The sequence below is a fragment of the Bradyrhizobium sp. USDA 4501 genome (assembly GCF_054062115.1).
In genome coordinates, this window is sequence record NZ_JBSSEX010000001.1 from 1,264,445 (window position 1) to 1,278,860 (window position 14,416).

General features: G+C 64.8%; 12 protein-coding genes and 1 pseudogene. 5 read left to right on the plus strand and 8 right to left on the minus strand.

Annotated features, from left to right (window positions below; translation table 11 throughout):
• Positions 1 to 141 precede the first annotated feature (141 nt).
• The 3 genes from ACVWZM_RS05975 (at position 142) to ACVWZM_RS05985 (ending at position 4,515) form a co-directional block, all read left to right on the plus strand.
• Positions 142 to 1,416, plus strand: a complete 1,275-nt coding sequence (locus tag ACVWZM_RS05975) for a serine hydrolase domain-containing protein (protein ID WP_057017516.1) — start codon at positions 142 to 144, stop codon at positions 1,414 to 1,416.
• Between the two features lie 183 nt (positions 1,417 to 1,599).
• Positions 1,600 to 3,108, plus strand: a complete 1,509-nt coding sequence (locus tag ACVWZM_RS05980) for a sensor histidine kinase (protein ID WP_200844599.1) — start codon at positions 1,600 to 1,602, stop codon at positions 3,106 to 3,108.
• Positions 3,109 to 3,195: 87 nt separating this feature from the next.
• Positions 3,196 to 4,515, plus strand: a complete 1,320-nt coding sequence (locus tag ACVWZM_RS05985; RefSeq protein WP_057017518.1) for a dicarboxylate/amino acid:cation symporter — start codon at positions 3,196 to 3,198, stop codon at positions 4,513 to 4,515.
• A 51-nt stretch (positions 4,516 to 4,566) separates the two neighbouring features.
• On the opposite strand, the gene ACVWZM_RS05990 is transcribed toward ACVWZM_RS05985, so the two are convergent.
• On the minus strand, positions 4,567 to 4,881 hold the full coding sequence (locus tag ACVWZM_RS05990; RefSeq protein ID WP_156436237.1) for a hypothetical protein: 315 nt from the start codon (positions 4,879 to 4,881) through the stop codon (positions 4,567 to 4,569).
• Positions 4,882 to 5,445: 564 nt separating this feature from the next.
• Between ACVWZM_RS05990 and ACVWZM_RS05995 the strand changes: the two genes are divergently transcribed.
• Together ACVWZM_RS05995 and ACVWZM_RS06000 are read left to right on the plus strand one after the other, a co-directional pair.
• Positions 5,446 to 5,841 carry a helix-turn-helix domain-containing protein gene (locus ACVWZM_RS05995; RefSeq protein WP_016844123.1) on the plus strand — a complete coding sequence of 132 codons (396 nt, stop codon included), beginning with the start codon at positions 5,446 to 5,448 and terminating at the stop codon, positions 5,839 to 5,841.
• Positions 5,842 to 6,363: 522 nt separating this feature from the next.
• Complete coding sequence (locus ACVWZM_RS06000) at positions 6,364 to 6,681, plus strand: hypothetical protein (protein ID WP_076827027.1); 318 nt, start codon at positions 6,364 to 6,366, stop codon at positions 6,679 to 6,681.
• Positions 6,682 to 6,720: 39 nt separating this feature from the next.
• Here ACVWZM_RS06000 and ACVWZM_RS06005 read toward each other — a convergent pair whose 3' ends face one another.
• The 7 genes and pseudogenes from ACVWZM_RS06005 to ACVWZM_RS06035 form a co-directional block, all read right to left on the minus strand.
• The gene (locus ACVWZM_RS06005) at positions 6,721 to 7,803 is read right to left on the minus strand and encodes an isocitrate/isopropylmalate dehydrogenase family protein (protein WP_076827029.1); all 1,083 of its coding nucleotides are present in this window, start codon (positions 7,801 to 7,803) and stop codon (positions 6,721 to 6,723) included.
• Positions 7,804 to 7,912: 109 nt separating this feature from the next.
• Positions 7,913 to 8,984, minus strand: a pseudogene (locus ACVWZM_RS06010) (alcohol dehydrogenase).
• An 84-nt stretch (positions 8,985 to 9,068) separates the two neighbouring features.
• Positions 9,069 to 10,037 carry an oligopeptide/dipeptide ABC transporter ATP-binding protein gene (locus ACVWZM_RS06015; RefSeq protein ID WP_253587476.1) on the minus strand — a complete coding sequence of 323 codons (969 nt, stop codon included), beginning with the start codon at positions 10,035 to 10,037 and terminating at the stop codon, positions 9,069 to 9,071.
• The gene (locus ACVWZM_RS06020) at positions 10,034 to 11,020 is read right to left on the minus strand and encodes an ABC transporter ATP-binding protein (RefSeq protein ID WP_057017524.1); all 987 of its coding nucleotides are present in this window, start codon (positions 11,018 to 11,020) and stop codon (positions 10,034 to 10,036) included. The genes ACVWZM_RS06015 and ACVWZM_RS06020 overlap by 4 nt, the downstream gene beginning before the upstream one ends.
• Positions 11,017 to 11,889: an ABC transporter permease gene (locus tag ACVWZM_RS06025; protein ID WP_456852186.1), complete on the minus strand. Its 873-nt coding sequence runs from the start codon at positions 11,887 to 11,889 to the stop codon at positions 11,017 to 11,019. The genes ACVWZM_RS06020 and ACVWZM_RS06025 overlap by 4 nt, the downstream gene beginning before the upstream one ends.
• Positions 11,876 to 12,826: an ABC transporter permease gene (locus ACVWZM_RS06030; protein ID WP_057017526.1), complete on the minus strand. Its 951-nt coding sequence runs from the start codon at positions 12,824 to 12,826 to the stop codon at positions 11,876 to 11,878. Before ACVWZM_RS06030 ends, ACVWZM_RS06025 begins: the two co-directional genes overlap by 14 nt.
• A gap of 6 nt (positions 12,827 to 12,832) precedes the next feature.
• A complete protein-coding gene (locus ACVWZM_RS06035; RefSeq protein ID WP_456852188.1) occupies positions 12,833 to 14,374 on the minus strand; it encodes an ABC transporter substrate-binding protein in 1,542 nt (513 codons plus the stop codon).
• Positions 14,375 to 14,416 lie beyond the last annotated feature (42 nt).

Here is a 14,416-nt window from a genome sequence, read left to right on the forward strand (position 1 = left end):
GCAGATACTTTGGGCCCCTTCGGGGGCGCGATTGCAGGGGCGACGGTACACCACCAGCTCAATGCCGGTAAGCGGCAGCGGATTGGTGCAGCAGACACTTTTCGGCTATCAAGGCTGCCTTGCAAGCCGGAGAAACGCCTGATGCTAGCCCCCACGCCTGCCTCGCCCGAATCCGCGGGAATGTCGACCACTGCCCTCAACCGCCTCGAAGCGCATCTGAAGAGCCGCTACATCGATGCCGGCCGTTTTCCCGGCACGCAGGTCCTGATCTATCGCCGCGGCAAGATCGTGCATTCCACGGTCCAGGGCTTTGCCGATCTCGAGCGCAAGGCGCCGGTCAAGGACGACACCATCTTCCGCATCTATTCGATGACCAAGCCGATCACATCAGTCGCCTTCATGATGCTGGTCGAGGAAGGCAAGGTCGCGCTCGACGAGCCGGTCGCGAAATATATTCCGGAATGGAAGAACCTCGGCGTATTCGTCGCCGGCACCGCGCCCGCCTTCCTGACCCGCCCACCGACGCGGCCGATGCAGATCGTCGACCTCTTGCGCCACACCTCGGGCCTCACTTACGGCTTCCAGCAGCGCTCGAATGTCGACGCGGCCTATCGCGAGAAGAAGATCGGCGAGGTCATCAAGGCCGGCACGCTCGACGGCATGATCGAGGACCTGGCGAAGATCCCGCTGGAGTTCTCGCCGGGCGAAGCCTGGAACTACTCGGTCTCGACCGACGTGCTCGGTTATCTCGTCGGCAAGATCTCCGGCCAGCCGTTCGAGCAATTCCTGAAGGAGCGCATCTTCAAGCCGCTCGGCATGAACGACACGGATTTCTTCGTGCCGGCCGACAAGGCGCATCGGTTTGCCGCCTGCTATTCCGCCGATCCGCAGGGCGGCTTCAACCCGCTCGCCGCCGAGCGCAAGGGCACACTGACGCTGCAGGACGATCCGACCACCAGCTCGTTCCTGGCGCCGCCTTCGCTGATCTCGGGCGGCGGCGGACTGTGCTCGACCGCGGCCGACTACCTGACCTTCTGCCGGACGCTGCTCAATGGCGGCGAGCTCGGCGGCGTCAGGCTGCTCGGCCCGAAGACGCTGAAGCTGATGACCTCGAACCATCTGCCCGGCGGCGTCGACCTGCCGGCGATGTCGCGCTCGATGTTCGCCGAAGCCGCCTATAACGGCATCGGCTTCGGCCTCGGCTTCGCCGTCACCATGCACCCGTCGCAGACGCTGATCGCCGGCAGTCCAGGCGAATTCAACTGGGGCGGCGCCGCGACGACGTCGTTCTTCATCGACCCGGCCGAGGAGCTGATCACGATCTTCATGACCCAGGTGCTGCCGTCGAGCGCCTATCCGCTGCGGCGCGAGCTGCGCACCATGGTCTACGCCGCGATCACCGAGAGCAATCTCTGACACGACGTCATTGCGCGGCGCACACTCCTCGTTCGAGCATGATCCTTTCGGAAAACCGCTTCACACTTTTCCGGATCTTGCTTTGGGCGCCGCGGAACCTTTCTGATATAAAACTATTTCCTTTGGCGAATTTTTCCCGCCTCCCCTAAGCTCGCAGCGAATGGGCACCGACCCGGGGACTTCGTGCCGAAACTGACATTGCCAGTCCGTCTCGCGCTTCTGGTCGCGGGAACGATGTTGCCGCTGATCATCTTCGCGGTCGGGATCGTCTTCCACAATTATCAGCGGGATCGTCAGGCGGCCACGCAGCGCGTGCTGGAGACGGCGCGCAGCATCCGTCTGCTGCTCGATGCGGAAATGCAGCGCATGACCGGCGGGCTGCAGGTGCTGGCCCTGACCAACTCGCTGCGCAACAGCGACTTCGACAACTTCCGCCGCGTCGCGGTCGGTTTCATCGACCAGTACGGCAAGGAAGGCGTGGTGCTGGTGGCAGACCGCGCCGGACGCCAGGTGTTCTCCTCGCTGACGCCGGACACCGCGAGCCTGCCGCCGCGCAACAATCTCGAGATCCTCGAGAAGGTGTTCGCGACGCGGCAGCCGCAATACTCCAACCTGTTCTTCGGCGCGGTGAAGCAGCGGCTGATCATCACCGTCGAGGTACCGGTGATGCGCGACGGTGAGGTGCTCTACGACATCTCCTTCAGCCCGCCGATCGAGGTGTTCCAGGCCATCATCGAGAAGCAGCGCCTCAACCAGGACTGGACCATCTCGATCTTCGACAGCGACGGCGTCAACCTCGCGCGGGTGCCAAATCCGCAGGCGACCATCGGCCAGCGCGCCTCGCCATCGCTGTTTGCCGAGATGTTCCGCCGCGGCGAGGCGACGCTGCCGACCGTGTCGCTGGAGGGCGTGGCGCTGATCACCGGTTTCACCAGGTCGCGCGTCACCGGCTGGACCGTCGCCGCGGGGATCGCCGAGAACTCGCTGGTGGCGCCGCTGTGGCGCTCGCTGGCGATCACCAGCGTGATCGGCGGCATCCTGCTGCTGGTCGGGCTCGGCTTTGCGGTGCGGATGGCAACCACGATCGCGCGCGGCGAGATGCTGCACGACCTGCTGATCGAAGAGCTCAACCACCGCGTCAAGAACACGCTGGCGATCCTGCAATCGATCGCCACGCAGACCTTCCGCAGCGCAAGCCGCACCGAGCGCGACAAGTTCGAGGGGCGGCTCGGCGCGCTGGCGGAGGCGCACAATCTGCTCTCCACCGACAAATGGCAGGGCTCCGACTTCCAGGACGTCGTCAGCCGCGTGCTGCGGCCCTACCTCTTGAACACGTCCGAGCGGGTCAGGATGTTCGGCCCCCGCGTGCCGCTGTCGCCCCGGCTTGCCTTGGTGCTGTCAATGATCCTCCATGAGATGGCGACCAACGCCGCCAAATATGGCGCACTGTCCAACGACACCGGCACGGTGACGCTGGACTGGGAAATCCTCAACGAGAGCCCCGGACCGAAGCTGCGCATGATCTGGACCGAAACCGGCGGCCCACAGGTCACCGCGCCGGTCCAGCGTGGCTTCGGCTCCCGGCTGATCGAGCGCAGCGCCCGCGACCAGCTAGGTGGCGAGGCCACCGTGGATTTCCTGCCCCACGGCGTCGTCTACACCGTGACCAGCACTCTCGAAATCGACGGCTGACCCGACAGGAGTGGCCGATCCTGCGACATCTTGGCACGCAAGTTGCTATGATTGGCGGGTTCGGCCGGCCAGAAACAGGGGGAAGTCATGTCGACCATCGCAGCGGAAGCGACAGTTGCGCGCAAGCCGCTTTACACATCACTGTTCGTGCAGGTGCTCGTCGCGCTGCTGCTCGGCATCGTCATCGGCATGGCCGCGCCCGATTTCGCGATCGGGTTGAAGATCTTCAGCGATGCCTTCCTGAAGCTGATCTCGATGATCGTGGCGCCGATCGTGTTCTGCGTCGTCGTGCACGGCATTGCGGGTGCCGGCGACCTCAAGAAGGTCGGCCGGGTCGGCGTCAAGGCGCTGGTCTATTTCGAGGCGATGACGACGGTTGCGCTCGTGGTCGGCCTGCTGCTCGCCTATCTGTTCGGCCCCGGCCACGGCATGAACATCGACACCTCGACGCTGGATGCCAAGGCGCTCGGCAACTATGCCAACAACGCGCAGAAGCTGAAGGGCGAAGGCATCGGCAGCTTCCTGCTCAACATCATTCCGACCACCTCGTTCGACGCGCTGTCGCGCAACGACGTGCTGCAGGTTTTGTTCTTCGCCATCATCTTCGGCGTCAGCCTGGCGCTGGTCGGCGGCGAGAAGGGCGAGAAAATCTCCTCCTTCATCGACGCGGTCTCGACCGTGCTGTTCCGCGCCATGGGCCTGATCGTGCGCTTCGCGCCGATCGGCGTGCTCGGCGCCGTCGCCTATACGGTCGGCAAATACGGCGTCGGCTCGCTGAAGCAGCTGCTCTCGCTGGTCGCGCTGTTCTACGTGTCGGTCGCGATCTTCGTGCTCGGCGTGCTCGGCGCCGTGATGGCACTCGCCGGCATCAACATCCTCAAATTCCTCGGCTACCTGCGCGAGGAGCTGATGATCGTGGTCGCCACGGCATCGTCCGACGCGGTGCTGCCGCAGGTGATGCGCAAGCTGGAGCGTTTCGGCGTCAAGGATTCGGTGGTCGGCCTCGTGATCCCGACCGGCTATTCCTTCAACCTCGATGCCTTCTCGATCTACCTGACGCTCGCGGTCGTGTTCATCGCGCAGGCGACCAACACGCCGCTGTCGTTCGGCGACCTGATGCTGGTGCTCGGCGTGTCGCTGATCACCTCGAAAGGTGCGCACGGCGTGCCCGGCTCGGCGATCGTCATCCTGGCGGCGACGCTCAACGCCGTGCCGAGCATCCCGGCGATTGGCCTCGTGCTGGTGCTCTCGGTCGACTGGTTCATCGGCATGGCGCGCGCAGTCGGCAATTTGATCGGCAACTGCGTCGCCACCGTCGTGGTCGCGGCATGGGAAGGCGACCTCGACCGCGACAAGGCCCGTCGCGTGCTCGAAGGCGCCGAGGCGGTTGACGTGACCGCGGGCTGAGCCGCGCGTCCCAAGCCGAGCGGCGTCCCGCGCGTGGCGCGGGGCGCTGACTTACTTGATCAGCCTCAAATACGGCGGCAGTTGCCGGGCCGTCGATTGTTCCAGCACGGGCTCATCCGAAGCGATCATGTCACAGAGGGCCTTCAGCTCGGAATCCGTCACCTTGTGGAGCTCCATCCGAAGCTCGAGGATGGCGAGAGACAACAGCCGTGCCGTCTCCGTGTTCGCCCGGTCGGTCAGGAACGCCTGACATTCCTCCAGCGTTGCAAGCAGCGCCAGCAACCGTTCTTCCGTGTTTGCGACCGGCATATCTTCAACTCCCGAAGCCGCGAGGTAGAGTCGAGGCGTTCCCCTCTTTCGCTTCATTGGCCCCTCCCGCCAGAGTTCGCCGGCTTGTCGTAGGCACACATTTGTTCCAGATGATTGAGAACTTTTGGGCAATTGTCCAGCAACATTCCGAAAGCCTGACTTGGACTTACGTCAAACTCTTGCAAATCGGATGATTCAGTCAAGCACCCGCCGGCCCCTTCTCGACCTCAGGCTGCACTAGCTGGGGTTGCATCCGTGCAACGACGCCCGTACAATATAGTGGCCCGTAGAACTACGGGCGCTGTGCATTGACGCCTATTATGCATGTGCGCAAAATCTGTGTCGATCAAACTCGCGCTAGTTGTGGTTTGGTCAATATTTTGCCAAATGTAGAGGGCGGGGTGTCGACAGACACCTTGGCGCGGTCGACTTCAGGTAGTCGACCGAGTCGGTACTAGGGTGTTTCCTTGCGCGTTTGCGTTTGGATACCATCCCGCGATCTTCCTGGATTTCGTAGTTCAGACGAACTGGCGATCCACTCGAGCTTAACGCGGTACATCATGAACGTGTCCCTGACCCAGCCGGGCCAGGGATTCTCGATTTGAAGGACGGGTCACAAGAATGAACAGATCAGCAGCAAAGAAGATGAAGCAGCGCAGTGCCGGCAAGCCGGACATTGAGTTGGGCAAGCGGATTCGCCTGCGCCGTGTCGAGCAAAAGATCTCGCAGGCCGAACTCGGCGACAAGCTTGGCGTCAGCTTCCAGCAGGTTCAAAAGTACGAGAAGGGCGTCAACCGTGTCGGCGCTGCCCGCCTTCAACAGATCGCGACCGCGCTGGATGTGCCGGTCACCTTCTTCTACGACGGCGACAATAAGGCCCGCGAAGTCGAGAGCCTGCTGTTCCTCGACAGCGCGTTCAGCCTCCGGTTGCTGCGCGCCTACAGCAAGATCAAGGATCAGACGGTGCAACGTCAGCTGGTGTCGCTGATGGAATCGATCGCCGCCAACGAAGACTGAGCGCGGATCGGGTCGCGTCGCCGCGAACGCGATCCCACCACACCGCAACGGCCGGTCACCGGCCGCTGCGGCTGCACACGCCGGTCGGGCCAGGAAGACGTCGAAGCGCTGCCATCGCCGATGGTAGCGCTTTTTCTTGAGGCGCGGCTGTCTTTCAAGATTTTGTGATCCAGGCGGATAGCTTCAGTCCCCGCCGGATGCGCGGTCATGAAGCGGCGACGAGCATCGCGTCATGATCCCGCCGCTCCACGTGAGCATGATCTTCGCGCAGGTAGCCGCGCATGCGCGCCGCTCTTTTCAGCTCGCGCTTCGACTGCCGATCTCGCGCAGCGCATGCGCGCGCAATGCGTCGCTATTCTGTCGCGCGGCCAATTGTCGCCCGCACATCAGGCGACCTCATAACTCCCGCATTTCCTCAGTTGAACCGGCGCCGCCAGAACCAAGTGCACGAGCTTGTCTTTTTTGTCGCAGCAACGAAGTGGCCCGCATGGACGTTCTCAGGCTTCAACCAAGGAGATCTCGATGAATATCAAGCTTGCCGTTATTGGACTCGCCGCGCTTGGAAGCGCAGCGTTGATGTCCGGCGCGGCATCCGCGATGCCCAACGGGCTTCCGCAAGCCGGTCACATCGCGGGCGAAACGTCCAATGTCGACAAGGTGCGCCAGGTCTGCGATCGCTGGGGCCGCTGCTATTGGCGACCGGGCGCATACGGCTACTACGGACCGCGCCATCACGGATGGCATCATCGTCCGCAATTCCACCATCGCCCGCATCATTACGGGCACCGCCCTCATCACGGCGGACATCATGGTGGCCATCACGGCGGACACCATCGCTAATCATCAGCGAGGGGGCTTCGGCCCCCTCACCCTTCCGCGCTAGAGCGCTGCCAATACCGCCTTCGCGACATCGGTCGTGCCGTTGCTGCCGCCGAACTCAAACGGCTTGATGCCGTCGGCGTAGACCTTGTCGACCGCGCGCTCGATCCGTTCGCCGGCTTCGGCGGCGCTTTCGAGTCCATGCTTGTCGGCGAGCCAGTCCAGCATCATCGCGGCCGACAGGATCATCGCGGTCGGATTGGCCTTGCCCTGCCCCATGATGTCGGGCGCCGTGCCATGACACGGCTGAAACACCGCGTAGCGGTCGCCGATGTCGGCTGACGGCGCCATGCCCATGCCGCCGATCAGACCGGCGGTGAGATCGGACAGGATGTCGCCGAACATGTTCTCGGTCACCATGACGTCGAAGTCCCACGGACGCTTCACCAGCGCAGCCGCGGCCGCATCGATGTAGAGGTGGTCAGCCCTGACGTCGGGATGACGCCTCGCAGTCTCGTCGAAGATGTTCCGGAAGAATGCGAACGCCTTGAACACGTTCGCCTTGTCGACGCAGGTCAGCCCGCCATTGACCTTGCCGCGCGCCTTGCGGCGTTCGGCGAGCCGGAACGAGAACTCGAACAGCCGCTCGGAGGTGTGGCGCGTGATCACCATCGTCTCGCGCGCCTCGCTGTCGGTGACGACGCCCTTGCCCATCGAGGCGAACAGGCCCTCGGTCGATTCCCTGATCACGACGAGGTCGATACCCCGCTGGTCGGCGCCGACGATCGTGCTCGATACGCCGGGGATCAACCGCGCGGGCCGCACGCCGGCGTAGAGATCGAAGATCATGCGCAACTCGATCTGCGGCGCGATCTCGGTGTTGTCGGGGTAGCGCACCGACGGCAGGCCGCAGGCTCCGAGCAGGATCGCGTCGGCCTCCTCGCACAGCCGGATCGTGCTCTCCGGCATCGACTTGCCGGTTTCCTTGTAATGGCCCGCGCCGGCCGGCGCCTCGGTGAAGCGAAATTTGAGACCGGCCGACGCCTCGATCTTGCGCAGCACGTCGAGCGCCGGCGCCATCACCTCGGGGCCGATGCCATCGCCACCGAGGACGGCGATGTGGAGTGCGTTGTTGGCCGACATGAGATTCTCCGGAGCACAACAGTCATTCCGGGGCGATGCGGAGCATCGAACCCGGAATCTCGAGATTCCGGGTTCACGCTTCGCGTGCCCCGGAATGACGGAAGGGAGACTACGGCGTCAGCACCGCGCGGCCGACCAGCTGGCCCTTCTGCAGGTTGGTCAGCGCCTCGTTCGCCTTTGCCAGCGGCATCGGCGTGACCGGGATCGCCGGAATCTTCTTGGTCCGCACGAGGTCGAGCAGCTCCTGGGTCCTCGCGCAGATTGCCGACATAGCTGCCCTGGATGGTGACCGCCTTGATCGGGATCAGCGGCAGCGCCCAGGGCGCGCCGCCGCCGAACAGGCCGACGATCACGAGCTTGCCGCCCTTGGTCAGGCAGTCGAAGCCGAGCTGCGAGGTCTGGGCGTTGCCGACCAGATCGATCGCGGCACGGATCGGCTGGCCGGCCTTCTTGACAAGCTGTTCCAGCGCGTCGGGCGCCTTGCCGTCGACGGTCGCGAGCGCGCCGGCGGCTTCGGCCGCCTCACGCTTCCTGGCGTCGATATCGACCACGATCGCACCCTTGCCGCCCATCGCCTTCAACAGTGAGAGCGCCATCAGCCCGAGACCGCCGGCGCCGAAGATCACGATCGGTGTGTCGAGATCCTTCTCGACCTTCTTCAGCGCGCTGTAGGTCGTGACACCGGAGCAGGCATAGGGCGCGGCCGTGACGGGATCGAGCCCCTTGAGGTTGAGCAGATACTTCGGATGCGGCACCGTCATGTGGTCGGCGTAGCCGCCGTCGCAATAGACACCGAGCGCATTCGGCTTGATCGCGCACATGTTCTCGTCGCCGCCGAGGCAGGTCGGGCATTTGCCGCAGCCGAGCCAGGGATAGGCCAGAGCGATATCGCCGACCTTGAGGCCGCCCTTGTCGGCGTCCCTGACGTCGGGCCCGAAGGCCACGATCTCGCCGACCGTCTCATGGCCCATCGTGCGCGGCAGCGAGACGCCGCGATCCTTCAGGGACAGCGGCTTGCGGCCGTGGCCGAGATCATAGCCGCCCTCCCAGATATGCAGGTCGCTGTGGCAGACGCCGGCGGCCTTGACCTTGATCAGCACCTGCGTGCCCGACGGCTGTGGCGTCGGCTGATCGACCTCCTTCAAGGGGGCGTTGAAATCGACGACCTGGAAACTCTTCATCGCTGTTCTCCCGTAGCTTGTTCTTGCGGCGGACCTTGCCACGCCTGCCCGTCCGGGACAAACGCGGTGTCGGCCTCCGGATATTTAGATCAGGGGATGATGGCAAGCCGCGAACTGGCCGGGCGCAACCACGCGCAGTTCCGGCACTTCGCTGGCGCAGCGCGCGTCGGCCCGCGGGCAACGGGTGCGGAAGCGGCAGCCGGAGGGCGGCGCGATCGGCGACGGCGGCTCGCCGACCGGCACGCTCTGGGTCGGGCGGACATCCGGATCCGGCACCGGGATCGCCTCGATCAGCAGCGCGGTATAGGGATGCGCCGGCCGTGCAAACAACTGCTCCGACGGGCCGACCTCGCAGAGCCGGCCGAGATACATCACCGCGACGCGATCTGAGACTGCCTTCACCACGGCGAGGTCGTGGGCGATGAACAGCAGGGTCAGGTCGTAGCGCGCCTTCATCTCCTCCAGCAGATTGAGGATCTGGGCGCGGATCGAGACATCGAGCGCGGACACCGGCTCGTCGCAGATCACGAATTCCGGATTGAGCACCAGCGAGCGGGCGATGCAGATGCGCTGGCATTGTCCGCCGGAGAATTCATGCGGCAGGCGTCCGCTCACCAGCGCCGGATCGAGGCCGACCGCCGACAGCACGTCACTGACGCGCCGCCGGCGTTCCTCGGGATCCTTGACGCCCGCGATCACCAGCGGCTCGGCGACGATGTCGCCGATCCGCCGCCGCGGATTGAGCGAGGCAATCGGGTCCTGGAAGATCAGCTGCACGCGCCGGCGCATCTTGCGCAGTGGCTCGCCCTTCAGTGTGGTGAGATCGTGCCCATCGAACAGCACCTTGCCGGAGACGGCCTGGCGCAATTGCAGCACCGCGCGGCCAAGGGTGGACTTGCCGCAGCCGGATTCGCCGACCAGCCCCAGCGTCTCGCCGCGCGCGATCTCGAGACTGACATCGGAGACGGCATGGATGGTCTTGCCTCCCACCGAATATTCGACGACGAGGTTTTCCACCTTCATCAGCGGATCGGGTGCTGCCTGCAGCATCATGCGCGGACCCCCGCGGTGATCGGATGGAAGCAGGCGTAGAGATGCTCCGGCGTTTCGGCCCGGCTGAGCTGCGGCTTCTCCGCGCCGCAGCGCTCCGCGGAATAGCGGCAGCGCGGCGAGAACGAGCAGCCCTTGAGCGGCCGGGTCGGATCGGGCGGCCGCCCCGAAATCGCCGGCAGCGGCGTATGCGGCGCGACGTCGAGCTTCGGCAGCGCGGCGAGCAGCGCCTCGGTGTAGGGCATCCGCATCTGCTTGAACAAGGCAGGCGTCGGCGCGCGTTCGACGACGCGTCCGGCATACATCACCGCGACCTCGTCGGTGCGGCCGGCGACCACGCCGAGGTCATGCGTGATGATGATCATCGCCATGTGACGGCGCTGCTGCTCGCGCGCCAGGAGATCGAGGATCTGCGCCTGGATCGTGACGTCGAGCGCGGTGGTCGGCTCGTCCGCGATCAGGAGCTGTGGCTCGCAGGACAGTGCCACCGCAATCGCGACGCGCTGGCGCATGCCACCGGAGAGCTGGTGCGGATATTGCGCGAGGCGCTGCTCGGGCGCGGGAATGCCGACCGCCGCCAACAGTTCGATGCTGCGCTGCCGGGCCTCGGCGAGATCGAGCTCGAGATGTTCCACAATGGTCTCGATCAGCTGGGTGCCGATGGTCAGCACCGGATTGAGCGAGGTCATCGGGTCCTGGAACACGACCGCGAGCGAGCGACCGCGCAGCTTGCGCAATTTCTCCGCCGGCAGTTTCGTCAGATCCTGCCCGTCGAACATCACGCGGCCGGACAGTTTCGCCTTCTTGGGCAGCAGCTGAAGGATCGCGCGCGACAGCATGGTCTTGCCGCACCCGGACTCGCCGACGATGCCGAGCGTCCTGCCGGCGCCGACGGCGAGATCGACATGATCCACCGCCCGCAGATTGCCGCGCGGCGTCGGCAGGTCGACCACCGCATTCTCGACCGAGAGCAGCGTCCGGCTCATAGCGCCCCCTGCCTGGGATCGGTCAGCGCACGCATCGTATCGCCGATCAGGTTGAACGAGAGCACGGTCAGGAACATCGCGATCGCCGGAATGAAGGCGACCCGCGGCGCCACCTCGAGGCTCTCACGCCCCTCCCCGATCATGCTGCCCCAGCTCGAGATCGGCGGCGGCACGCCGAGGCCGAGGAACGACAGCGAGCCCTCGACCACGATGGTGACGGCGACGCCGAGCAGGAAGAAGGCGAGCAGCGGCAGCATCACATTGGGCAGCAGCTCGCGCAGCAGGATGCGCGCATGCGTGGCGCCGAGCGCCTGCGCCGCGATGACGAATTCGCGCCGCGCCAGCGACAAGGTCGCCGCCCGCGCCACCCGCATGAAGGCTGGAATGCCGAGCACGCCGAGGATGCAGGTCAGATTGAAGATCGACTGGCCGAGGTAGGCGGTGACCGCAAGCGCCAGGATCAGCGGCGGGAACGCCAGCAGCACGTCCATGCTGCCGACCACGAAGGATTCGAAACGGCCGCGGAAATAGCCCGCGAGCATGCCGAGCGCGCCGCCGATCGTGACACCGATCATCGGTGCGCAGAGACCGACGATCAGCGAGATGCGCGCGCCATAGATCAGCCGCGACAGCTCGTCACGGCCGAGACCGTCGGTGCCGAGCCAATGCTCGGCGGAGATCGGCGCCCGCCGCTCCAGCATGTCCATGTCGGTCGGGCTCGGCAGCGGCAGCAGGTCGGCAAAGATCGCGACCGTGAACACCAGCGTCATCCAGCCGATCGCGATCCAGAACAGCATGCCGAGCCCGCGGCGGCGCCGAGCCGGCGTCGCACCGGCCTCTTCCTCGAGGCTGAGCTCAAGCGTGGCCATGGCGGATCCTCGGATCGAGAAGGGCGTAGAGCATGTCGACGATGAAATTCATGATCACGAAGCCCGCGGCAACCAGCAGCACCACGCCCTGCAGGATGATCAGATCGCGGGTATAGATCGCGCCGACCAGGAGGCGGCCGATCCCCGGCAAGGCGAAGATCGACTCGACGATGACGGCGCCACCGATCAGGCGGCCGATATTGATGCCGGTGATGGTGACGAGCGTCAGCGACGACGGCTTCAGTGCGTGCACGAACAGGATGCGCGACGGCTTGAGGCCCTTCGCCTTGGCGAGCGCGATGTAGTCCTCCTGCAGCGCCGCGATCATGTCGGAGCGCAGCACGCGCATGATGCCCGGCCATTCCGCAAGCCCGAGCGTCAACGCCGGCAGCACCATGAAGCGCAGATTGGCGACCGGGTCCTCGGTGAACGGCACGTAGCCAGTCGCCGGCAGCAGGCGCAGCTCGACCGCAAACAGATAGATCAGCAGGATCGCGGACAGGAAGGTCGGCACCGACAGCATGCCGAAGGCCGAGCCGGTCATGAAGCGGTCGAACGCGCTGCCCGCCTTGGCCGCGCAGGCGATCGCCAGCGGCACGCCGATCGCGAGCCCGATCAGCTCGGCCAGGATCATCAGCTCGAACGAGACCGGGACGCGGTCGCTGACAGCCTGCAGCACCGTCTGCCCGGTGCGGAAGGATCGTCCGAAATCACCCTGCAGGATGTGCCACAGCCAGCCGAGGTAGCGCAGCCAGATCGGCTGATCGAGCCCCATATCGTGACGCAGGGCCGCGACGTTCTCCGGCGTCGCCTGGTCGCCGAGGATCACATAGGCCAGATCGCCGGGCAACAGCGAGGCGATCACGAAAGTCAGGACCGAGACCGCGATCAGCACCGGTACCAGGTACAGGAGCCTGCGCGCGACGAAGAACAGCATGAAAGGCTATTCCTTCCAGGCGTCGGAGACGTCGAGCACCCCGTTGAACATCTTCGGCACGCCCTTCACCTTCGCGCTCGAGATTGCGTAGTAGGTGTTCTGGAAAGTCCAGAACCAGATTGCTTCCTTGTTGATCAGGCGGCTGATCGCGCAATAGTCCTCGGTGCGCTGGGCGACGTCGGCCGTGGTCCGCGCATGCTCCAGCAACCGGTCCAGCTCTGGATTGGAGTAGTTCGCGAGCGCCACCGGGCTTCCGGTGTGGAAATTGGCGTACATCTGCGGATCGGGATCGGCGAGATCGACGATGCGCCACGGCGTGAGCTGGAACTGGCGCATGAAGGCGCGCGGCGGAATGGTTGCCTGATCGACCTGCTCGATCTCCATGTTGGCGCCGATGCGCTTCCAGAATTGCTGCAGCACCTGGCCGCCGGTGCGGCCGCGCGGCGTCGCCGTGACCAGCATCTTGAATTCGACCGGCTTGCCGTAATCCCTGATCAACGCCTTGGCCTTTTCGACATCGTAGGGCAGCGCGCCGTCATCCTTGCACTTCACCCAGGACCCGTCGCCGTAGGGATTGCTGGCCGGTCGCGCCAGACCATTGGTAATCGCCTGCGACATCTTCGTGCGGTCGAGCGCCATCACCAGCGCCTGACGCACGCGCACGTCGTCGAACGGCGGGACCTTGGTGTTGAAGGCAGCGACTGCAGCCCCCGAGCCTTCATAGGTATGCACGGTCAGGCTCGTGTCCTTACGCGCCCTGATGATGTTGTCGGCATCGGCTTCGTCGTCCCAGATGATGTCGGCCTCGCCCGATTGCAGCGAGGCAAAGCGCGACTGTGCATCCGGCAAGGGCTTCAGGACGATGCGGTCGAGATACGGCTTGCCCTTGTTCCAGTAGTCCGGGTTCTTCTCGAGCACCATGCGGTCGCCGGCGGTCCAGGACTTCAGGATGTAGGGACCGGTGCCGACCGGGTTGCGGTTGTAGTCGTCGCCCTTGGTCTTCCATGCGGTCGGCGACGGCATGACGTTGTTGGAGCTTTGAATGGTCTGCGTCGCCGGGAAGTTCACGGCCGGGTCGCTGAAATTATAGACCACCGTCAGGTCGTCGACCGGGTTCACGCTGATGATGTTCGTGATGTAGAAGGCGCAACGGCATTTGTTGGCGGGATCCTTCTGGCGGTCGAAATTCTCCTTCACCGCCTGCGCGTTGAATGGCGTGCCGTCATGGAATTTGACGCCTGGCCGCAGCTTGATGGTCCAGGTCTTGAAGTCTTCCGAATGCTCCCATGACAGCGCGAGCTTCGGCTTCACCTCGCCCTTGTCGTCGAGTGTGGTCAGCGTGTCGAAGATTGCGGCCGCCGCGGTATTGGCTGAGGTGTCGTAGACGCCGACCTTGAGCGGGTCGAAGCCGGGAATGTCGAGTTCCTGGCCAACGTTGAGCGTGCCGCCCAGCTTCTGCGCATTGGCCGATGCAGCGAATGCCGCGGCACTGAATCCCGCCACAAGAAATATGCGCGCAACGGCGTGCGCGCGCCCGACCAGCTTCATCAATGCTCCCTCCCAGGTGGGCGACGTCCGGTGTTCCGGATC